Origin of the sequence: Aurantimonas litoralis (genome assembly GCF_026153195.1) — a bacterium.
In the GTDB taxonomy this organism is placed as follows: Bacteria; Pseudomonadota; Alphaproteobacteria; order Rhizobiales; family Rhizobiaceae; genus Aurantimonas; species Aurantimonas coralicida.
In genome coordinates this window covers 128,732-148,362 of sequence record NZ_JAPFBM010000003.1, presented here as the reverse complement: position 1 = coordinate 148,362, position 19,631 = coordinate 128,732, and the positions used below count along the sequence as shown (strand labels likewise).

Here is a 19,631-nt window from a genome sequence, read left to right as displayed (position 1 = left end):
CGCAAACGAAAAGGGCCGCGCATCCCGGATGGAATGCGCGGCCCTTTATGTATCCGGCGAATGCCGTGCTGCGGATCAGGCCGCCTTGCGGCTCTTGTCGAAGCGCTTGCGCTCGTTGGAGTCGAGATAGATCTTGCGCAGACGGATCGTCTTCGGCGTCACCTCGACGAGCTCGTCGTCCTGGATCCACGAGAGCGCCCGGTCGAGCGTCATGCGGATCGGCGGCGTCAGCTTGATCGCCTCGTCCTTGCCCGATGCGCGCATGTTGGTCAGCTTCTTGCCCTTCAGAACGTTCACTTCAAGATCGTTCTCGCGGGTGTGGATGCCGATGATCATGCCGGCATAGACCTTGACGCCGGCGTCGATGACCATCGGGCCGCGGTCTTCCAGGTTGAACATGGCGAAGGCCACGCTCTCGCCGGTGTCGTTGGAGATCAGGACGCCGGTGTTGCGGCCCGGCAGCTCACCCTTGAACGGGGCGTAGCTGTGGAACAGCCGGTTCATGATCGCGGTGCCGCGCGTGTCGGTCAGGAGCTCCGACTGGTAGCCGATGAGGCCACGGGTCGGGGCATGGAACACGAGGCGCTGGCGATCGCCGCCCGACGGGCGCAGCTCGATCATCTCGGCCTTGCGCTCGGACATCTTCTGCACGACGACGCCGGAATGCTCCTCGTCGACGTCGATGACGACCTCTTCGATCGGCTCGAGCGTCTGGCCGTTCTCGTCTTCCTTCATGACCACGCGCGGACGCGAGATGCCGATCTCGAAGCCTTCGCGGCGCATGGTCTCGATCAGCACGGCCAGCTGCAGCTCGCCGCGGCCGGAGACGTAGAAGGAATCCTTGTCGGCGGCTTCCTCGATCTTCAGCGCGACGTTGCCCTCGGCTTCCTTCAACAGGCGGTCGCGGATGACGCGGCTGGTCACCTTGTCGCCCTCGGTGCCGGCGAGCGGCGAGTCGTTGACGATGAAGGACATCGTCACCGTCGGCGGATCGATCGGCTGGGCGTGCAGCGGCTCGTTGACCTGCGGGTCGCAGAAGGTGTCGGCCACGGTGCCCTTGGACAGGCCCGCAATGGCGACGATGTCACCGGCTTCGGCGAAGTCCAGCGGCACGCGCTCGAGGCCGCGGAAGGCGAGGATCTTGGAGATGCGGCCGCTTTCCAGCAGCTTGCCGTCGCCATGCAGCACCTTGACCGCCTGGTTCGGCTTGATCGAGCCGGACTGGATGCGGCCGGTGATCAGGCGCCCGAGGAACGGGTTGGCTTCGAGGATGGTGCCGATCATCTTGAACGGCTCGTCCTTGCCGGCCGTGTCCGGCTCCGGGACATGCTTAAGGATCAGGTCGAACAGCGGGGTCAGGCCCTGGTCCTGCGGGCCTTCCGGCTCCTCGGCCATCCAGCCGCCGCGGCCCGAACCGTAGAGGATCGGGAAGTCGAGCTGCTCTTCGGTCGCGTCGAGCGAGACGAACAGGTCGAAGATCTCGTTGAGGACTTCCTGATGGCGCTCGTCGGCGCGGTCGATCTTGTTGATCGCCACGATCGGCTTCAGGCCGACCTTCAGCGCCTTGCCGAGCACGAACTTGGTCTGCGGCATCGGGCCTTCCGACGCGTCGACCAGGATCACGGCGCCGTCCACCATGTTCAGGATACGCTCCACCTCGCCGCCGAAATCGGCGTGGCCCGGGGTGTCGACGATGTTGATGCGGGTATCCTTCCACTCGACCGAAGTCGCCTTGGCCAGGATGGTGATGCCCCGCTCCTTCTCCAGATCGTTGGAGTCCATCGCGCGGTCTTCGGTGCGCTGGTTCTCGCGGAACGATCCCGACTGCGCCAGGAGCTTGTCGACGAGTGTGGTTTTGCCATGATCGACATGCGCGATGATCGCGATGTTGCGGAGCTTCATAAGTGTCACCGGAAACGAGTTAAGGCCGCGGCGGGACCATCAATGGTCCACCCGGCGCGAATTCCACGCTCCCATACAGCAATTTGTGCGGGTGCGAAAGGTGGAGGCGTGTTTATGCGGCGCGACCCGCCCGTCCTCTTCACGGAAGACGGGGCGAACGCGACCGAACGAGCAACCCACATAGTCATTCTGCGCCCCGGACACAACAACCCGGCGCGATACATGCCGCAACCGGACTTGACACAACGGAACAAACGACGAACCATTTGTCCGCTGGAGTTCGATTCGCAGTCCTGCGGAAGGATGACACCATGACGACTGACAGCGGAAAAACCTTTCGGAACGCCGGGTTCGGCCAATACGTGACCAAGAGTTACGCCGAGACACACCCCCACACGACGATCAGCGAGACCAGAGGCGGCGGCTCCACCCATGGCGCCCATCGCAGCGCGATGACCGGCCGCTTCGTCGGGCCGGCCGCGGCGGGCCGCTGGCCGGACCGGACCATCAAGGACAGCTGATCCGTCACGGCGGCGCCGCCCGACGACCAGGAACCGGCGACCGGCTGATGCGCGTGGCTCAGCCAGCCGAGCTGTTTGTCTGTCCGCCGCTGCGTCACCCGCGCCGGACGGGGTCGAGCGTCGTCGTCCAGAGTTCCGTGTCGTCGGCATCCATCAGCCGGACCGTCATCTGTTCGCTGTCGCCGTCGATCTCGACGAGGCCGAAGAACTGCAGGCCCATGGACGGCGGCAGGTTGGCGCCCTGCTCCTCGGTGGGCGCCTTCACGAACCGCACCTCCGGCCCGAAGGTCTTGTCGAGATCGTTGGGGCCGAAGGTGCCGGCATGGATCGGGCCCGACACGAACTCCCAGAACGGGTCGAAATCCTGGAAGGCGGCGCGATCCGGGCTGTAATGGTGGGCCGCCGTGTAGTGGACGTCGGCGGTGAGCCAGACCGTGTTGGCGATGCCGGCCGACTTGATGAAGCGCAAGAGGTCGGCAAATTCCATCTCGCGGCCCTTCGGCGCGCCGCCATCATTGTTGGACACCGCCTCGACGAGCTTCCTGTCGCCGACATTGTCCCAGACGACGAGGCCGATCGGCATGTCGGAGGCGATCACCTTCCAGGTGGCGTCGGAGTTGGCCAGTTCGCGCTTCAGCCAGGCGATCTGCTCGGCGCCCATCATCTGCGTCGCCTCGGAGGCCTCGCTTTCCAGCCCCTCGGTGTTGCCGCCGCGATAGGAGCGCAGGTCGAGGAAGAACACGTCGAGCAGCGGGCCATAGGCGATCTTGCGATAGACCCGACCGGGCTCCTCGGCGACGTATCCGATGGGCGTCATCTCGTGGAAGGCGCGGGCGCTGCGGGCGGCCAGCAGCGCGATGTCCTTGACCGCATAGCGGTCGTCGGCGGTCAGGTCCTTGGCCGAGGACCAGTTGTTGATGACCTCGTGGTCGTCCCACTGGAAGAAGGTCGGGACGCGCGCATTCATCGCCTGGACGTTCTTGTCCATGAGATTGTACTTCCACTGGCCGCGATACTCGTCCAGCGTCTCGGCGACCTTTTCCTTCTCCGGGATGAGGAGGTTCTTCCAGACGCTGCCGTCGGGAAGTTCCACGCTCTCCTTCAGCGGACCGTCGGCATAGATCGTGTCGCCCGAATGCAGGAAGAAGTCCGGCTCGTGCTTTGCCATGGTGGCATAGGCCTTCATGCCGCCGCGGCTCTCGTCGATGCCCCAGCCCTGCCCGACCGTGTCGCCGGACCAGGCGAAGCGGATCGAGCGCCGCGACGCCGGCGCCGTGCGGAAGCGGCCGACGATGGGCTCGGAGACGCCGTTGACGTCGCCGAGATCGGTGGCGACGGCGCGCCAGAAGATCTCCTGGTCGGACGGCAGGCCGGCGATCAGCCGCTTGGCGGTGAAGTCGGATTCCGGCAGCGTCGTGAGGCTGTGCAGCTTCTTCGCATTGGCGAAGCTCTCGGTCGTCGCCCATTCGAAATCGATGCGCGACGGCCGGTCGGCCCGCGTCCACACCATGCCGGAGGTGGCGTCCACGTCGCCGGTCTGGACGCCGTGGGTGAAGGCCGGGCGGCTGGCCGCACGGCTGATCGCCGGCATGGCGAGGCCGGAACCGGCGACGAGCGCCGCCGCCCCCGACGAGGCGAGGAAGCGGCGGCGGGACAGGGGAAAGCGTTTCGCAGACATCGGGGAACCTCCAGCGGAAAGAGGCCCGCACCATCGCCAGCTTGCGTGGCAGGGCGATTGCAGCCCTGCGAAACTTTCGAGTCGTTCCAAACTGCGGCGGCGCCAGCGAAATTCCGGCCGGCCGCCGCGAAGGTCGGCCCTGGCCTCAGCCGGTCACGAAGCCGCGCTTGCGCAACAGCGCCCCGGAGGTCGGCATGCGGCCCCGGAAGGCGGTGTAGAGATCCGCTGCGTCCTGCGAATTGCCGGCGGAATAGACATGCTCCAGAAGCCGCCCCGCCGTCTCGGGATCGAACGGGTCGCCGGTCTCCTCGAACGCCTCGAAGGCGTCGGCGTCGAGCACCTCCGACCACATGTAGGAATAGTAGCCGGCCGAATAGCCGTCGCCAGAGAAGATATGGGCGAAGTGCGGCGAGCGGTGGCGCATGACGATCTCGCGCGGCATGCCCAGTTCTTCCAGCATGGCCCGCTCGGCGGCCAGCGGCTGGTCCGGCACCTCGCGCAATTCGTGCAGGCCGAGATCGATCAGTGCCGAGGCAGTGTATTCGACCGTGTCGAAGCCCGCGTCGAAGCTCTTGGCGGCCAGCATCTTGTCGAGCAGCGGCTTCGGCAACGGCTCGCCGGTCCGCACATGCCGCGCATGCTCCGCGAGCACGGATGGAACGGTGAGCCAGTGCTCGTAGAGCTGCGAGGGCAGCTCGACGAAATCGCGGGCCACCGACGTGCCGGACAGCGACGGCCAGGTCACGTCGGACAGGAGCCCGTGCAGGGCATGGCCGAATTCGTGAAACAGCGTGCGCGCGTCATCAAGCGACAGCAGCGCTGGCTGGCCAGCGCTCGGCTTGGCGAAATTGCAGACATTGTAGATGATCGACAGCTGCCCGCCATCGAGCTTGTGCTGGCTGCGCAGGGCGCTCATCCAGGCGCCGGACCGCTTCGACTGCCGGGCGAAATAATCGCCGAGGAAGAGCCCGCGCGGCCGCCCGTCGCGGTCGGCGACCGCCCAGACCCGCACATCCGGATGCCAGGCCTTCGCCTCCGGCAAGGGCGTGAAGGAGAGGCCGAACAGCCGGCCGGCCACGTCGAAGGCTGCCGTGATCATCCGGTCGAGCTCGAAATACGGCTTCAGCTCGCTCTCGTCGATGGCGAACTCCCGCTGCCGCCGCTGCTCGGCGTAATAGCGCCAGTCCCAGGGCTCCAGCGGATGATTGTCGCCGCGCTCGCCGGCCAGCAGGCGGAGCGCCGCCGCATCGTCGGCCGCGCGCGTCTTGGCATGCTCCCAGACCTCTTCGAGCAGCGTGCGCACGGCGACCGGCGTCTTGGCCATGGTGTCGTCCAGCTTGTAGGCGGCGAAGCTGTCGAAGCCGAGCAGCCGCGCCTTCTCGGCCCGCAGCCGGAGAATGTCGGCCATGACCTGCCGGTTGTCGGACGCGCCCTCGTTCTCGCCGCGGCTCGTCCAGGCGCGGAAGGCTTTCTCGCGCAGGTCGCGCCGCGTCGAGTAGGAGAGGAACGGCACGACCACCGAGCGCGACAGGGTGACGGCGTAGTTCTCGAGCCCGCGATCGGCGGCGACACCGGCCATGGTCGAGATCAGATCGTCCGGAAGACCCGCCAGATCGTCTTTTTCGAGGCTCATCACCCAATTGTGTTCGTCAGCCAGAATGTTCTGGGAGAAGCGGGTGCCGAGCGAGGACAGTTCGGCATCGATCTCGGCCAGCCGCTCGCGATCGGCCCCTTCGAGCCGCGCGCCGCTGCGCACGAAGCCCGCATGGATCCGGTCGAGAAGCCGCCGGTCTTCCGGCGACAAAGTCGCCGCTGCATCGCGATCGGCATGGACCGCATCGATACGGGCGAAAAGCACAGCATTGAGAGTGATTTGCGACGAATGACGCGAGAGAAGCGGCGAAACGTCGCGCTCGACCCCCTGCAATGCCGGGTTCGTATGGGCACCGGCAAGGGTGAAGAAGATCCGCGCCACCTCCTCCAGCTTCCGGCCGGCACGCTCCAGGGCGGCGATCGTATTGTCGAAATCGGCAGGGGCAGGGTTCTCGGCGATCGCCGTGATTTCAGACAGATGCTCGCTCATAGCGGCGCGAAACGCGTCCGGAAAATCTTCGGGACGGAATTGATCGAAGTCAGGTACTTCGCTGGCTAATGCGTCAGGATGGTTGTCGTCGAGCGGGACTGCGTGGTGCAAATCGTTCATCTGTCTGCCTTTATCCGCCTCTGCCATGCGCGTGTTCCACGTGTAGATGATGCGGACAGGGTTCAGATGAAAGACCATCGTGCTATTCTGGTCCTGCCGACAGGGTGAAATCCTTCACCCCGGCATTGAGCGAGTAATGTCATTCAGAGCCGGGACGGCTCACCGGAAAACGTGAAACAAGGGCCGCAACCAATGTCGCAACTTCTACCGGGCAACGCCCTTGGCTTTGTTATCGTGGACCTCGGGCGGCTGTATCGGCAGGCTTTCGAGAAAGCGGTCATCGACGCGGGAATGGAACTGACCCCGGGCGAGATCAGGGCGCTTGCCTATGTCGGCCGCTACAGCGGTTCGCGTCAGGCAGTTCTGGCCGAGCGGATGGGCGTCGAACCGATGACCCTGTCGGCCTATCTCGACCGGCTCGAGGCGCGCGGCCTGATCAGCCGCTCGGTCGATCCCAACGACCGCCGCGCCAAGGTCATCGCGCCGACCAGCTCCGCCGAGCGGGTGTTCGAGGAAGCCCGGCCCGTCGCCCTCGCCGTCTATGAGCGCACCGTCAGTGGCCTGTCCGAGGACGAGCGCAAGACCGTCGACGTCATCATGCGCAAGATGCGGGCGAACCTGACCAACGTGCCGCTGAGCGACGGCGACGACCGCGACGCGCCGGAGCCGCTCGCCGATGTCGCGGAGATGCGGGTACAGGGCGCAGCCTAAGGCTCCCTTACGTCTGGCAAGGGCGGCGCGTCGACCCTAGATGGCGGGGATCGGGACGGAACGGCGTGCATCGCGCGGCGTTGCCGTCCCTTTCCGGACAGCCACTCACCACGGACCGCCGCCTTGACCGCACAAACTGCCCGCGCGCCCATCATGTCGGAGCGCCGGACGAGCCTCATCGGCGGTTGCCTCGTGGCGATCGGCCCGATTTCCATGGCGCTCTACACGCCCGCCATGCCGACGCTGGTCGCCGAGTTCGACACCACCGAATCGATGATCAAGCTGTCGCTGGCGGTCTATTTCGCCGGCTTCGCGCTGACCCAGCTCGTCTGCGGGCCGATGTCCGACGCCTTCGGACGGCGCGTCACCACGCTCGGCTTCATGGTGCTGTACCTGGCCGGCGCGATCCTCGCCATGGCCGCCGCGAGTGTCGAGATGCTGATCGCCGCCCGCATCCTGCAGGGTGTCGGCGCGTCGGTGGGCGTCGCCACCGCCCGCGCCATCGTCCGCGACCAGTTCGAGGGCGAGACCTCCTCGCGGATCATGAACACCATCGGCATCATCCTGGCGCTCGGCCCCGCCGTCTCCCCGACCATCGGCGGCCTGACGCTGGAGCTCGCCGGCTGGTACGCGATCTTCGTGGTGATGATGTTCTTCGGCCTGATCGTCATCGGCGTCACGCTCGGCGCCATGCGCGAGACCGTCGTGCCCGATCCCAGCCGCATCCAGCCGAAGGCGATCCTGCACTCCTACCGGCGGCTGATCACCAACCGCCACTTCATGGCGACGAGCCTCACCGTCGCGGGCTCGGTCGGCGCGCTCTACACCCTCGCCACGGTCCTGCCCTTCGTCCTGATCGAGCGCGCCGGGCTGACGCCGACCGAATACGGTATCGGCATGCTCGGCCAGTCCGGCATGTTCTTCTCCGGCTCGCTGGCCATGCGCTACCTGATGACCCGCACCAGCGCCTATCGTCTCGTGCCGGTCGGCCTCGGCTTCATCGGCGCCGGCGCTCTGTCGATCGCCCTGTCGATCGCGGTCCTGCCGGTGACCTATCTGTCGATCATGGTGCCGGTCGGCCTCTATGCCTTCGGCATCGCCTTCGTCATGCCGGCCATGACCACGGCGTCGCTGGCGCCATTCCCGCACATGGCGGGCGCCGCCTCGGCGATGATGGGCTTCATCCAGATGGGAGCGGGCCTCGTCGGCGGCGCGATCTGCGCGGCTATCGGCGAGCCGGTGCTGGCCACGCAGATCGTCATCCCCGCCCTCGGGGTGATCGCCATCGGCTCCTATGCGGTCTATCGGACGCGTCCGCATCTGGCCGAGCCGGAGCCCGCGCCCGAAGTGCCGGCGCCGGAACTCAGCTACGACGGCCGCAGCTGAACCAGCGGTTCGCCCCGCTCCGCGGGCATCGGGACCAGGTCAGAAGATGCCGGGAATGATCCGCGCGGTGCGCGCCCGGTAGGCGCGATATTCGTCGCCGAAGGCCTCTTCCATCATCCGTTCCTCCGGCGCGACCCGGGCCGCGAAGAGGATGCCGAAGCCGATCAGCCCCGCCGGCCCGGCGATCCAGTTGGGCACCAGCAGCGCCTGCGCCAGCGCCATGGTCCAGAAGGCCGAATACATCGGGTGCCGCACCCGCCGGTAGATGCCCGACGTCACCAGCTTGTGCTTCTCGCGAATGTCGAGCGAGACCGACCACATCTTGCCGAGCGCCTTGTGGGTCTTGCGGAAGAGGACAAGCGCTCCTGCCATGGCGCCGAGGCCCAGAGCGATCTGCCACCAGGCCGGATCGTAGGTTGCGGATTTCGGCCAGCCGGTGGCGACGAACACGCCCGGCAGGATGCCGAGCCCCATCAGCGAGATCGCCATGCGCAGCGTTTCCGCCGGGCCGCGGCGGCTGCGCTCGACACGGGCGCGCTTGGCCCGCCGCTCGAACGGGTAGCGGATCACGTACCAGCCCGCGACCATCAGCGCCCAGGCGACCGATCCGACAAGGGCCGGCGTCACGGCCGCGCTCCTTCGCCCGCAGCGGGCGGCGAGAGCGGCGGCAGATCGACGGTTTCGAGGCGGCCGTAATCGACCAGCGGGCGGGGTCCGAGCAGAAGCATGTGGAACGAATAGGCGCTGCGCCGCTCGACCGCGAGGACGAATTGCCGGTGCAGGCGAAAGAAATCGCGCTTGATGCGCCGGTAGGTGGCCGTCGTCACCAGCCGCTTGAAGCGGATCCGCACCACCGCAGGCGCCTCGCCCTCCCTGATGCCCAGCGAGCGGGCCGGGTCGGATCTGTAGAAATTGATCGGGTCGGACAGGCCCTGCACGTCGATCCAGGGCACCGCATGGGTCACCACGATCTCGCGCACTGCCCGGCGCTGGGCACCGGCCGCCGGATGCAGCGCGGTCTTCATCAGGCTCGACCCGACGGTCAGCACCTGCAGCGGGCGGTCGCGGCGCAGCCCCGCCGCAAGCGCCCGGCCCAGCGCCAGGACGGCGAGGCTGGCGCCAAGACTGTGTGCGGCGATCACGATCTCGTCCGCCTCCGTCCCGGCCACGGCATGGCGCATGGCCTCGGCATGGGCGTCGATCCGGCGCGTGATGGCGGGATTGCGGTCGCGGCAGAAATCGCGGGCCATCGCCCAGTCGTCCATCGCCGTCAGCACGTGCAGGCGGCGGTTGGCGTAGAGCAAGAGCGCCCAGGCCGTCGCGAGCCCGGCCAGAACGGCGACCAGGAGGCCCGCAGGACCCGGCAGCGGAGCGAGCGCTGCCACGAGGCGACCGATGATCCAGCCGCCGAACAGCGTTCCGGCCAGAACGGCCAGCGGAAACAGGTAGAAGAACAGATAGCGCCAGCTCACCCGGGCGTAACGGAACACCGTCCCGGTGACGAGGAAGTCGCCGAGACCGGCCAGCCCGCTGAAGAGCCGCCGAAGCGACGAGCGCCCGGCATAGGCCAGGATGAGGTCGCTCCAGTCGCAGAAGACGAGATCGGTGTGGGTGCGCCAACCGTGGCCGGTGAGTTCGGCCCGCAGCACGCCGCGATGGGTCGCTGCCTCGGTCTCGGCGCGGCGATCGGTCGGCTCGATGGCGAGCCGCGTGTCCCAGAGCGGAGCCGTCCGGGCCGCGGCGCGCGCGAAGCGGTCCATATGCGCGGTGATCGGCATGGGCTCGAAGCCGGGAAACACGAACACCAGCCGCTTCTCGATCATGCCATCTCCAGCGGCCGCACGATTGGGCGGACCGAATGTCCGGCCTGGCGTGCAGCCTTCCACGCGATGCCCGCGCCCTTCAGCCGATCGCTACGCTACGTCGCAGCATTTGCAAAGATGCATGCAGGACAGCCGAGCTTTCCCGAGGTTCGATCGACCGCCAAGACCCCATCCGCCGCACCGGGTTCAGCCCTTCGGATGCGCCCCGAAGATGCGGGCGAGGAACTCTTCCAGCCAGCGCCGGACCGGCGCGTCGTAGATTGCCCGCCCGTCGAAATGCTGGCGGCGTCCCTGGGCGCCGGGCAGTGTCAGCCGCGCATGGCCGCGGGTCGTCCAGCGATGCATCATCGCCAGTGTCAGCTCGGCATGGAACTGCACGCCATAGGCATTCGGGCCGTAGCTGAAGGCCTGGTTCGGATACCAGTCGCCCTCGGCCAGAAGCGTCGCGCCCGACGGCAGGTCGAAGCCTTCGCGGTGCCATTGATAGACCATCTCCGGCCAGTGCGGCAGCAGCGCCCGGCCCTGCGGCGTCGCCTTCAGCGGATAGAAGCCGACTTCCGCCAGCCCGTCGCGATGGCTGCCGACACCGGCGCCGAGATGCTTGGCGAGCATCTGCGCGCCGAGACAGATGCCGAGAAACGGACGCTCTTCGGCCAGCGGCACCTTCATCCATTCGATCTCGCGTACGAGATGGGCGTCGGTATCGTTGGCGCTGGGCGGGCCGCCGAAGACCACCGCCCCGCGATGGTCGTCCAGCGTCTCCGGCAGGGCATCGCCCATCACCGGCCGGCGGATGTCCATACGCACGCCATGGGCGTCGAAGACCTGGCCAACGCGCCCCGGCGTCGAGCTTTCCTGGTGCAGGACGACGAGAATCGGACGGGGATCGTCGGTTTCCAGCGTATAGGCATGCCGGGCGATGGCCTGCGCGACCGTATCGGCGCCGTCACTGATGCTGTTGTCGTAATAGGCCATGAAATCAGTCGGCGACCCCGCTTCTCGTCGCTGCCTCCCGCTTCATCAACATCCGGTCCCGCGTCGAGACGCCGAGCAGGTCGGAGACCCGCCAGATCAGATTGTCTTCCAGCTCGTGAACCGAGCCGTCGGCATAGGTCACTTCCCAGAGCAGCTCGACGAAACGGATGCGCTCGGCCTCGCCCAGCCGGTTCTTCAGGACCGAGGTGAAGTTGTAGAGATCCACCGCCTCCGTGTCGGCCTCGTCACCCGCCGCGACGATCCGGTCGACCTCGTCGGGCGCCAGCGCGAATTCCTCGCGCAGAACCTCGTGCAGGCGGATTCGCTCGTCATCGGTCACGACGCCGTCGGCCCGGACGATGTGGAACAGGAGCGCGGCCGTCGCCACGCGCAGATCGTCTTCCGGGTCCTTGCGGCTTTCCGCCGGCCCGGCCCCGATATTACGCAGAAAATCGCGGAATGCTTCGAACATCGTTCCTCGCCGTGAGCGGCCGTCGGCCTTGAGAGCCGTCAGCCGAACCGCGCTTCCTTGCGCTCTTCGCTGGTCGGCGCGGGTTTGGTTTCCTTCGGCGGGTCAACTGCCTCGGCCTTGCGCGGTTCCGCCGGCTTCGTCGCATCCGTGGCGGCCGGCTGGGTCGCCGCTCCGCCGGTTCCGCCGCTGTTCGCCGCGGGAGGCGTAGCCGGCTTTGCCGGTTCGGACGCCGCCGGCTTGGCCGCCGCAGGCGTTGCGGCAGGCACGGCCACCGGTGTCGCCGGCTCGGGCGTTTTCGCCTCGGCACCGATCGTCTGTGCAGGACCGTGATCGGCCTCGCCGTCCTGCGCGTCGATCATCGGACCGTCGCCGTCGCCGATCCGCTCGACCGGCACCTTCCATTCGAAGGCGTCGAGACGTCCGGTGACCGGCGAGATCGGCGCCCAGTTGCGCGACACGACGCCGTCGGCCGTCCAGGCCGGATCGCGCGGCGCGCGGATGGCGCGTCCGAGCCACTCGCGCACCCGGCCGACTTCGCCGGTCTGCGCTTCCTCGATATCGGCGAGCAGCAGATAGGTGCTCTCGCGCGGCTCCGCATCGGCCGCGGCCATTGCGGATTTACGGGCCAGATCGAATTCGCCGGCATCGAGCGCCGCCCGCGCCAGGCACATCTCGGCTTCCGCACCGCTATGCAGGCCGTGCAGCTTGCGGGCCCGCTTCAGCCGGTCCTCGGGCGAATCGCCCGGCCGGGCATGCACATAGGCCTCGGCGATGTCGGGATGCGGCTGGCTGATCCAGCTGGTCTCCAGCACCTTCGAGCCGCGGCGCAGATCGCCCAGGCGGAACAGCGCCTCGGCAGCGACCAGGGCCGCAGGCGGCAGGTCGGGCGCGAGCTTCTGCGCTTCCAGCCCGGCGGTCTTGGCCCCCGCCGGATCGCGCTCCGACAGCGTCATCGCCTTGGCGGTCAGAAGCACGGCGCGCATCCGCTTGGATTCGTCGCGATCGACCAGCCGGGTGTTCTTCTGGGCTTCCAGGATGGCGAGCGCGCCGTCCCAGTCACCGGCAAGGCACTTCGATTCCAGGACCGCACCGCCGGCCCACGGCACATGCGGCGCGATCCGCACGGCGCGCTCGGCATAATGGCGGGCGGCGGATTCGTCGCCGACGCGCTCGGCTTCGAGGAACAGGCCACGCAGGGCGAGAAGCCGGGTCTCCGGATCGCGCTCCATCTGCTCGAAGGCCGAGCGGGCGCGGGCGTGATCCCCCTCGATCATCGCCGTCTGGGCGTCGAGGAAGCGGATCAGCGGCTCGCGCCGCGTGCCGAGCAGCTTGTCGCTGCGCTTGGTCATGCGGCGGGCGAGCACGGCATCGCCGGCACCGGCGGCGATGATGCCGCTCGACAGGGCCTTGTAGCCGCGGTCGCGTCGGCTCGTGCTCCACCAATTGCCGATGGCGCCGGGCGTCTTGAAGAAGGCCCGCACCAGCCAGACGACGAGCAGCACGGCGAAGATCAGGACACCGAGGCCGATGAGAAAGACCATCAGGCTGGTGGCGACCTGCTGGCCCTGCCAGACGAAGGTGACGCTTCCCGGATTGTCGGCCAGCCAGGCAAAACCGATGCCGGCGGCCAGAACGACGAGAAGGAAGGCGAGGATTCGCAGCATGTCTGTTCCTTAGCCCTGATTGTCCTGGGCAGCCGGCTGGGCCGGCGCCGTGGCCGACGCGAGCGCGTCGGCGATGACCCGGTCGGCGGTCTGCCGGGCTTCGACCTGGTCGGCGAAATCCTGGCTGGCCTCCTTGGCCGCGTCGGGAAGCGTCTGCCACTCGGCGGTCCAGGCAGCCAGATCGCCCGCGCCGATGGCGGCATCGAGCCGTGCCAGGCTTTCGTTCGGTCCGCCTTCGCCCGGCTCTGCCGAAGCCGACGGCTCGACCGGTCGCACCTGCACCAGCGAGCGCAGGCCCGACAGGAGCTGGTCGCCCACCGGCGCATCCGGCGCAACCGGCGTCAGCTGGCTGGCGATGCGGTCCTCGACCTCGGGCCAGCGCGTGGCCAGCTCGCGCTCGGTCGGCACGCCGTCCGCCGCAAGGGCCCGCAGCTCCTCGGTCGCACCCTCGCCGCCGGCGATCTGCGCGTAGTTCTCGAGCTGCTGCATGAACGGCCCGCCCGCATCGATGGCGGCCTTCAGATTGGCCGCGGCGAAGGCCTTGGAGGCCTGCAGGTTGCGCGCTTCGACGGTGGCGATGCGGCTGTCGAAGCCGGTAATCGTCTCGTTGATGGCAGCAATGCCCTCCTGCGCGCTGGCGGCTGTCGCCTGCGCGTCGCTCGCCGCCTTGGCGGCGGCATCGGCGCTCGACTGGGCCGCATTCGCCGCCTCCTGCGCAGCGCTGGCGGTCTGGCCCGCCTGCTCGGCAGCCTGCTGGGCCGCCGTCGCGGTCTGTGTCGCACCCTCCGCAGCCGTGCGGGCGGCTTCCGCCGCCTGCGCAGCGCTGTCATCCGCCGGTGCGGCAGCAGCCTGCTCCAACGCATCGACGCGGCCCGTCAGGGCCTGCGTGTCCGCACCATCGCCGGCCGGCGTCGCCGGCAGCGCCGCGAACTGCTCGCGCAGGGCGGCCACTTCGCCATCCAGATCCTGCAGCGCGCTTTCGCTGGCGTAGCTTTCGCCCGTGGTCTGCTCGCTTGCGCCAAAATTCGGCAGATAGCCGGCCGACTGCAGCGCGGCCCCGCCCACCAGGGCGACGATCGCGCCGACAAGGCCCGCCGCGGCTGCGCCGCCGAAGCCGAGCCCGGAGGACCGGTCGGTCGCCGCCGATGTCGTCGTGCGACCCGTCGATGGACCCGTGGTGCCGGTCGTGCGCGACGCTGCGCTCGTGCTGGAACTGCCGGACGAGGACGTCGTGGACCCCGTTGCGGCGGACGCTGGCTTGCTGCCGGCAGCCGGGGTGCCAGTCGTGGCTGGCGTTGCCGATGCCGGCCGCGAAGCGCCCGTGGTCGATCCGGTGCCGCCCGAACCCGTCGAGGCGGGCTTGCCGGCAGTTGAAGCCGAGGCGGTTGCCGACGCCGGAGTGGATGTCGGCTTGGCAGGCGAGCTGCCGGTGGTCGCGGACCCACCGCTTGCGGAGGATTGCGCCGAACCGGAAGCGGCGGACGTCGGCGCGGCCGCGCCGCTGGAAGCCGCAGGCTTCGATGCATCCTTGCCCGCGGTAGCCGCCGGAGTCCCGGTCGCGGACGCCGTCGTCGGTGTTGACGTCGCGCCGCCCGAGGCCGGTGTTGCGGTCGCCCCGCCCGATGCCGGTGTTGCCGGCTTCGCGGCCGTGCCGGTCGCTGCCGGGGACGCGGTCGTGCTCGATGGCTTCGCAGTCGTTGCGGAGGAGGCCGGCGCGGTGGTCGGCTTGGCATCGCTCGGCTTGGTGCCGGTCGCGGCGCTGGCCGACCCCGACGTCGCAGCGGTCGCCGTCCCGGCGGAGCCGGTCTTGTCGGAGGCCTTCGGATCGCTGGCGGGCTTGGCGGCCGGCGACGACGTCGCTGCCGTTGCCGGCTTCGACGGCTCGGCCTTGGCCGAACCGGTCCCGGCCGCACCGGATGCCGTCGCATCGCCGATCTTGGGCTCGCTCGCACCGCGGCTCGAGGTGTACTTCACCTCGCTCTTCGCCGTGCTGGCGGACGCCGTGGGCGCAGCGCCCGTCTTCGGCGCTGTCTTGCCATCCTTCGATGCGTCGGTCGGGCCGGCGGGCTTGGCAGAGGCCGTCGCGCCAGTGTCGTCGTTGTTCTTGTCGGTCACCGGTTCGTTCTTTTCCGCCTTGAGATCGATCGTCTGGCCGCGCGTCTTGCTCGGCCTTGAGCGCCGGGGACGGTTGGTCATCGAAACTGCTCCATTCTCACCGGGCTTGGCAGGGATATCGGGTCGATTTCCGCACCGCACGCATTCACGCTATTCGTCCTTCATTCGCACGGGCCGCGCAAGCGCCGCATCAGACCTGATCCTTCAACTAGGTTAGTCGAGCCGTTCGAAAAGCGAGGCAAGCCGGGTGTCGTCAGATAGGCGTACCGTTTCGGCGAGATTTGCAGGCAAAGCCGCGGCAATTCGCGCCGAGAGCGCCAGGATCCTGGGCGCCGGCTGGAAGAGATCGGGACAGGTCGCGACCAACTCGCCATAGGCTGTCGCCTGCCCGGCCGACAAAAGCAGCACCGCGTCGGGCGGCCCGTCATGCAGGACAGCCGCGACGGCGCTCCGCTCCGGGCGATGGGCAACCGTCTCGTAGACCTCCCAGACATTGCAGCCGATTCCCGCCGCCGCCAGCGCCGTTTCCAGCGTCCCCGTATGCGGCCGGCCGGCGGCATAGAGGATCATTGACCCTCCATCGAGCCCTGCGTCCCGGGCCAGCCGGGCGATGTCCTCGGCCTCCCCCGCGGCCACCCGCACATCGGTGAAGCCCGCCGCCAGCAGCGCCGAGCCGGTCCGCTCACCGACGGCAAAGACCGGGCGCCCGTCGCCCGGAAACGCCTTCGCCAGGGCGGGCACCGCGCGCATGCTGGTCGCGGCAAGGGCGGCGAAGTCGCCCGTCGGAGCGGGGCCGCCGATCGTCCGCATCGATTCCACCGGCAGAACGAGCGGCCGATGGCCCCGCTTGGCGAGCGCCTCGGCCGTCTGCACGGCCGCGTCCGCCGCGCGCAGAATCAGCACCCGGGCCATGGCCGGCCGCGCCGCGTCAGGCGCCCCAGCCGTCGAAGAAGCCCGGCCCCGCCGCGTCCAGCACGTCGCGGCCGGCCAGCCGGCCCAGCGCTTCGGCATCGGTGGCGATGCCCGTGCGCCGGGTCTCGTGCATCCGGCTGCCGTCCGGCGTCAGGATCATGCCGTGCAGGGTGACCGTGCCGTCCTCGGCCAGCACCGCATGGGCGGCGATCGGCGTGCGGCAGGACCCGTCGAGTTCGGCGAGAAAGGCCCGCTCGGCGGTCAGCGCCACGGTGGTCCGCGGGTCGGCGATCGCCGCGACGAGGCCGTGCACCCGTTCGTCGCCGATCCGGTTCTGGATGCAGATCGCCCCCTGTCCCGGCGCCGGCAGGAAGCGCTCGACCTCGAGAATTTCCGTTGCCACGTCCTGCATCGCCATGCGGTTGAGGCCGGCCAGCGCCAGCAGCGTCGCGTCCACCTGTCCCTCTTCCAGCTTGCGCAGCCGGCTCTGGACGTTACCCCGGAAGGTAATCACCTTCAGATCCGGGCGCATCCGCTTCAACAGCGACTGGCGGCGCAGCGAGGCCGAGCCGATGGTCGCCCCGTGCGGAAGTTCGTCGATGGTTGCCGCCGTGCGGCCGATGAAGGCGTCGCGGACATCCTCGCGCGGCAGATAGGCGGAGACCTCCAGCCCCTCCGGCGAGGCGGTCGCCATGTCCTTGGACGAATGCGCCGCGATGTCGATGCGCCCGTCGATCAGCGCCGCTTCGATCTCCTTGGTGAACAGCCCCTTGCCGCCGACTTCCGACAGCGGCCGGTCGAGGATGCGGTCGCCGGTGGTCGAGATCACCTCGATCTCGAAGGCCTCTTCCGGCAGATCGTGCGCCGCCATCAGGCGGGCGCGCACCTCGCTCGCCTGCGCCTTGGCAAGCTGGCTGCCGCGCGTGCCGATCCGGATGATGTCGCTGGCCATGGTCTGTCCCGTCAGTTCGCTTTGCATGTCGTCGGCTCGTTCATAGGGCGGGCGGGCGCCCACCGGAACCGTCCGGCCCGGAATTTCGACCGCCGCCGACCGGTTCCGACCGGCGATCGACGGTGGCGGGACGCGCGCCGATCGCCTATGTCGGCAGCACGCCATTACCGCCCGGACCGAACGTGACGCCTGCCAATCCGCCCCGCCCCCTGATCCTCGGCATCGAGACGAGCTGTGACGAGACCGCCGCGTCGGTCGTCGGGCGCGACGATGCGGGCGCGCCGGTCATCCTGTCCAATGTGGTGCTGAGCCAGGTCGAGGAACATGCCGCCTTCGGCGGTGTCGTGCCGGAGATCGCCGCGCGGGCCCATGTCGAGGCGCTGGACGGCATCGTGAAGGCGGCGATGGACGAGGCCGGCATCGGTTTCGACGAACTCTCCGCCGTCGCGGCGACCACCGGCCCCGGCCTTGTCGGCGGGCTGATCGTCGGCGCCATGACCGGCAAGGCGATCGCCGCCGCGCGCCGCCTCCCCTTCTTGGCGATCAATCATCTCGAAGGCCACGCCTTGACGCCGCGCCTGACCGACCGCCTCGCCTATCCCTATCTCCTGCTGCTGGTCTCCGGCGGTCACAGCCAGATCGTGCTGGTGCGCGGGCTCGGCGCCTATGAGCGCTGGGGTACGACCATCGACGACGCGCTGGGCGAAGCCTTCGACAAGACCGCCAAGCTGCTCGGCCTGCCCAATCCCGGCGGGCCGCATGTCGAGCGGCGCGCGGCGGCGGGCGATCCGAAGCGCTTTGCCCTGCCCCGCCCGATGAAGGGCAATCCGCGGCTGGACTTCTCCTTCTCCGGCCTGAAGACGGCCCTGCGCATGGCGGCCCAGGCCGCCGCGCCGCTGTCGCCGGCCGATGTCGACGATCTGTGCGCCAGTTTCCAAGCCGCCGCCGCCGACAGCCTGGCCGACCGGGTCGGCCGCGCCCTGACTCAGTTCCGCGACCGCTTTCCCGATCTCGCCGATCCGGTGCTGGCGGTGGCCGGCGGCGTCGCCGCCAACCGGGCGATCCGCACCGCGCTCGAGGCCCAGACCGCACGGACCGGTGTTCGGCTGGTCGCGCCGCCGCTGGCGCTGTGCACCGACAATGCGGCGATGATCGCCTATGCCGGGCTGGAGCGTTTCGAGGCCGGCATGGTCGATGGCCTCGACGCGCCGGTGCGCTCGCGCTGGCCCCTGGACGGGGATTCGGCGCCGATGATCGGCTTCGGCCGACGGGGAGCCAAGGCATGAGCCACTTCGCCATCATCGGCGGCGGCGCCTGGGGCACCGCGCTCGGCTGCCTCTATGCCCGTGCCGGCCACGCGCCGCGGATCCTGGCCCGCGATGCCGAGACGGTCGCGGCGATCAACGAGAGCCGGCGCAACCCGCGCTATCTGCCCGACACGCCGTTGCCGGCCGGCCTCACCGCGACCACAAAGCCGGCCGAAGCGCTCGCCGAGGCCCGCACCATCCTCTTCGTCGTGCCGGCCCAGAGCCTGCGCACCGTCGCCGCCGATCTCGCCCCGCACATTGCCGACGACGCCCTGGCGATCCTCTGCTCCAAGGGCATCGAGCGCGAGACCGGCCGCTTTGCCACCGACGTTCTGGCCGAGGTGCTGCCCGGCCGCCCCCTCGCCGTCCTGTCCGGCCCGAGCTTTGCCGCCGACGTGGCGCGCGGCCTGCCCACTGCGGTGACCATCGCGGCCGAGACGGAAGAGGCCGCCGACGCGGCGGCGCGGCGTCTGTCCACCGACACCTTCCGTGGCTATGCCACCGCCGACATGCGCGGCGTCGAGGCGGGCGGCGCGTTGAAGAACGTCCTGGCGCTGGCCGCCGGCGCGGTTGCCGGCCGCGGCCTCGGCGCCTCTGCCCAGGCTGCCATCGTCACCCGCGGCTTCGTCGAGCTGCGCCGTCTGGGCGCGGCGCTCGGCGGCCGCCCGGACACGCTGATGGGCCTCTCCGGCCTCGGCGATCTGGTTCTGACCTGCTCCAGCGCCCAGTCGCGCAACTTCGCCTATGGCATGGCGCTCGGCCGCGGCGACGACCGCACCGGGCTGAAGCTCGCCGAGGGCGTGTTCACCGCCGAGATCGCCGCCCGCCTGGCGCAGGAGCACCGCATCGACGCACCGATCATCGCCACCGTGGCCGCCATTCTCGCCGGCCAGCTCGACATCGACGCGGCGATCGAGGCCCTGCTCGCCCGCCCCCTGAAGCGGGAAACCGTTTGAACCCGCGGCACCGGGCTGTCGCCTGCGTGCCGTTTTTCTGACCCACCAGACAAG

General features: G+C 69.0%; 17 protein-coding genes. 6 read left to right on the top strand and 11 right to left on the bottom strand.

What is annotated here, in order from left to right:
* Window positions 1-75: 75 nt before the first annotated feature.
* Window positions 76-1,902, bottom strand: coding sequence for a translational GTPase TypA (gene typA / locus N7I30_RS08165; protein WP_228240750.1), 1,827 nt, complete (start codon window positions 1,900-1,902; stop codon window positions 76-78).
* Between the two features lie 311 nt (window positions 1,903-2,213).
* Between typA and N7I30_RS08160 the strand changes: the two genes are divergently transcribed.
* Entirely contained in the window at window positions 2,214-2,423 is a 210-nt protein-coding gene (locus tag N7I30_RS08160) for a hypothetical protein (protein ID WP_498638010.1), read from the top strand.
* Between the two features lie 94 nt (window positions 2,424-2,517).
* Here the strand turns inward: N7I30_RS08160 and N7I30_RS08155 are convergent, their stop codons facing one another.
* On the bottom strand, window positions 2,518-4,101 hold the full coding sequence (locus tag N7I30_RS08155) for an alkaline phosphatase D family protein (RefSeq protein ID WP_498638008.1): 1,584 nt from the start codon (window positions 4,099-4,101) through the stop codon (window positions 2,518-2,520).
* Window positions 4,102-4,246: 145 nt separating this feature from the next.
* Window positions 4,247-6,304 (bottom strand): M3 family metallopeptidase, encoded by a 2,058-nt coding sequence (locus N7I30_RS08150; RefSeq protein WP_498638007.1) that lies wholly within the window; start codon window positions 6,302-6,304, stop codon window positions 4,247-4,249.
* Window positions 6,305-6,595: 291 nt separating this feature from the next.
* Between N7I30_RS08150 and N7I30_RS08145 the strand changes: the two genes are divergently transcribed.
* Together N7I30_RS08145 and N7I30_RS08140 are read left to right on the top strand one after the other, a co-directional pair.
* On the top strand, window positions 6,596-7,015 hold the full coding sequence (locus N7I30_RS08145; RefSeq protein ID WP_230788167.1) for a MarR family winged helix-turn-helix transcriptional regulator: 420 nt from the start codon (window positions 6,596-6,598) through the stop codon (window positions 7,013-7,015).
* Between the two features lie 153 nt (window positions 7,016-7,168).
* A complete protein-coding gene (locus tag N7I30_RS08140; RefSeq protein WP_498638477.1) occupies window positions 7,169-8,401 on the top strand; it encodes a multidrug effflux MFS transporter in 1,233 nt (410 codons plus the stop codon).
* A 39-nt stretch (window positions 8,402-8,440) separates the two neighbouring features.
* Here N7I30_RS08140 and N7I30_RS08135 read toward each other — a convergent pair whose 3' ends face one another.
* From N7I30_RS08135 to N7I30_RS08110, 6 genes are all read right to left on the bottom strand, one after another.
* Window positions 8,441-9,028: a protein-S-isoprenylcysteine O-methyltransferase gene (locus N7I30_RS08135; RefSeq protein ID WP_498638005.1), complete on the bottom strand. Its 588-nt coding sequence runs from the start codon at window positions 9,026-9,028 to the stop codon at window positions 8,441-8,443.
* A complete protein-coding gene (locus N7I30_RS08130) occupies window positions 9,025-10,224 on the bottom strand; it encodes a hypothetical protein (protein WP_498638003.1) in 1,200 nt (399 codons plus the stop codon). The genes N7I30_RS08135 and N7I30_RS08130 overlap by 4 nt, the downstream gene beginning before the upstream one ends.
* A gap of 186 nt (window positions 10,225-10,410) precedes the next feature.
* Window positions 10,411-11,199, bottom strand: coding sequence for a glutamine amidotransferase (locus N7I30_RS08125; RefSeq protein ID WP_155898552.1), 789 nt, complete (start codon window positions 11,197-11,199; stop codon window positions 10,411-10,413).
* Between the two features lie 4 nt (window positions 11,200-11,203).
* Complete coding sequence (locus N7I30_RS08120) at window positions 11,204-11,671, bottom strand: tellurite resistance TerB family protein (protein WP_228240756.1); 468 nt, start codon at window positions 11,669-11,671, stop codon at window positions 11,204-11,206.
* 38 nt (window positions 11,672-11,709) lie between these two features.
* A complete protein-coding gene (locus N7I30_RS08115; protein ID WP_498638001.1) occupies window positions 11,710-13,335 on the bottom strand; it encodes a heme biosynthesis protein HemY in 1,626 nt (541 codons plus the stop codon).
* A gap of 9 nt (window positions 13,336-13,344) precedes the next feature.
* Entirely contained in the window at window positions 13,345-14,400 is a 1,056-nt protein-coding gene (locus tag N7I30_RS08110) for a COG4223 family protein (protein ID WP_498638000.1), read from the bottom strand.
* 109 nt (window positions 14,401-14,509) lie between these two features.
* On the opposite strand from N7I30_RS08110, the gene N7I30_RS08105 reads away from it, so the two are divergent.
* Window positions 14,510-15,667 (top strand): hypothetical protein, encoded by a 1,158-nt coding sequence (locus N7I30_RS08105; protein ID WP_498637999.1) that lies wholly within the window; start codon window positions 14,510-14,512, stop codon window positions 15,665-15,667.
* On the opposite strand, the gene N7I30_RS08100 is transcribed toward N7I30_RS08105, so the two are convergent.
* Complete coding sequence (locus N7I30_RS08100) at window positions 15,664-16,362, bottom strand: uroporphyrinogen-III synthase (protein ID WP_498637997.1); 699 nt, start codon at window positions 16,360-16,362, stop codon at window positions 15,664-15,666. The genes N7I30_RS08105 and N7I30_RS08100 overlap by 4 nt on opposite strands.
* Window positions 16,363-16,378: 16 nt before the next feature.
* Window positions 16,379-17,314, bottom strand: coding sequence for a hydroxymethylbilane synthase (gene hemC / locus N7I30_RS08095; protein WP_024351921.1), 936 nt, complete (start codon window positions 17,312-17,314; stop codon window positions 16,379-16,381).
* 209 nt (window positions 17,315-17,523) lie between these two features.
* On the opposite strand from hemC, the gene tsaD reads away from it, so the two are divergent.
* Together tsaD and N7I30_RS08085 are read left to right on the top strand one after the other, a co-directional pair.
* Window positions 17,524-18,600, top strand: coding sequence for a tRNA (adenosine(37)-N6)-threonylcarbamoyltransferase complex transferase subunit TsaD (gene tsaD / locus N7I30_RS08090; RefSeq protein WP_498638476.1), 1,077 nt, complete (start codon window positions 17,524-17,526; stop codon window positions 18,598-18,600).
* Window positions 18,597-19,577: an NAD(P)H-dependent glycerol-3-phosphate dehydrogenase gene (locus N7I30_RS08085; protein WP_498637995.1), complete on the top strand. Its 981-nt coding sequence runs from the start codon at window positions 18,597-18,599 to the stop codon at window positions 19,575-19,577. Before tsaD ends, N7I30_RS08085 begins: the two co-directional genes overlap by 4 nt.
* The last annotated feature ends 54 nt before the right edge of the window (window positions 19,578-19,631 follow it).

What these genes read in the sequence shown, in the direction of transcription:
- typA (WP_228240750.1), bottom strand. Translation starts at nt 1,902, where the DNA reads ATGAAGCTCCGCAACATCGCGATCATCGCGCATGTCGATCATGGCAAA.
- N7I30_RS08160 (WP_498638010.1), top strand. Translation starts at nt 2,214, where the DNA reads ATGACGACTGACAGCGGAAAAACCTTTCGGAACGCCGGGTTCGGCCAA.
- N7I30_RS08155 (WP_498638008.1), bottom strand. Translation starts at nt 4,101, where the DNA reads ATGTCTGCGAAACGCTTTCCCCTGTCCCGCCGCCGCTTCCTCGCCTCG.
- N7I30_RS08150 (WP_498638007.1), bottom strand. Translation starts at nt 6,304, where the DNA reads ATGAACGATTTGCACCACGCAGTCCCGCTCGACGACAACCATCCTGAC.
- N7I30_RS08145 (WP_230788167.1), top strand. Translation starts at nt 6,596, where the DNA reads ATGGAACTGACCCCGGGCGAGATCAGGGCGCTTGCCTATGTCGGCCGC.
- N7I30_RS08140 (WP_498638477.1), top strand. Translation starts at nt 7,169, where the DNA reads ATGTCGGAGCGCCGGACGAGCCTCATCGGCGGTTGCCTCGTGGCGATC.
- N7I30_RS08130 (WP_498638003.1), bottom strand. Translation starts at nt 10,224, where the DNA reads ATGATCGAGAAGCGGCTGGTGTTCGTGTTTCCCGGCTTCGAGCCCATG.
- N7I30_RS08125 (WP_155898552.1), bottom strand. Translation starts at nt 11,199, where the DNA reads ATGGCCTATTACGACAACAGCATCAGTGACGGCGCCGATACGGTCGCG.
- N7I30_RS08120 (WP_228240756.1), bottom strand. Translation starts at nt 11,671, where the DNA reads ATGTTCGAAGCATTCCGCGATTTTCTGCGTAATATCGGGGCCGGGCCG.
- N7I30_RS08115 (WP_498638001.1), bottom strand. Translation starts at nt 13,335, where the DNA reads ATGCTGCGAATCCTCGCCTTCCTTCTCGTCGTTCTGGCCGCCGGCATC.
- N7I30_RS08100 (WP_498637997.1), bottom strand. Translation starts at nt 16,362, where the DNA reads ATGGCCCGGGTGCTGATTCTGCGCGCGGCGGACGCGGCCGTGCAGACG.
- hemC (WP_024351921.1), bottom strand. Translation starts at nt 17,314, where the DNA reads ATGGCCAGCGACATCATCCGGATCGGCACGCGCGGCAGCCAGCTTGCC.
- N7I30_RS08085 (WP_498637995.1), top strand. Translation starts at nt 18,597, where the DNA reads ATGAGCCACTTCGCCATCATCGGCGGCGGCGCCTGGGGCACCGCGCTC.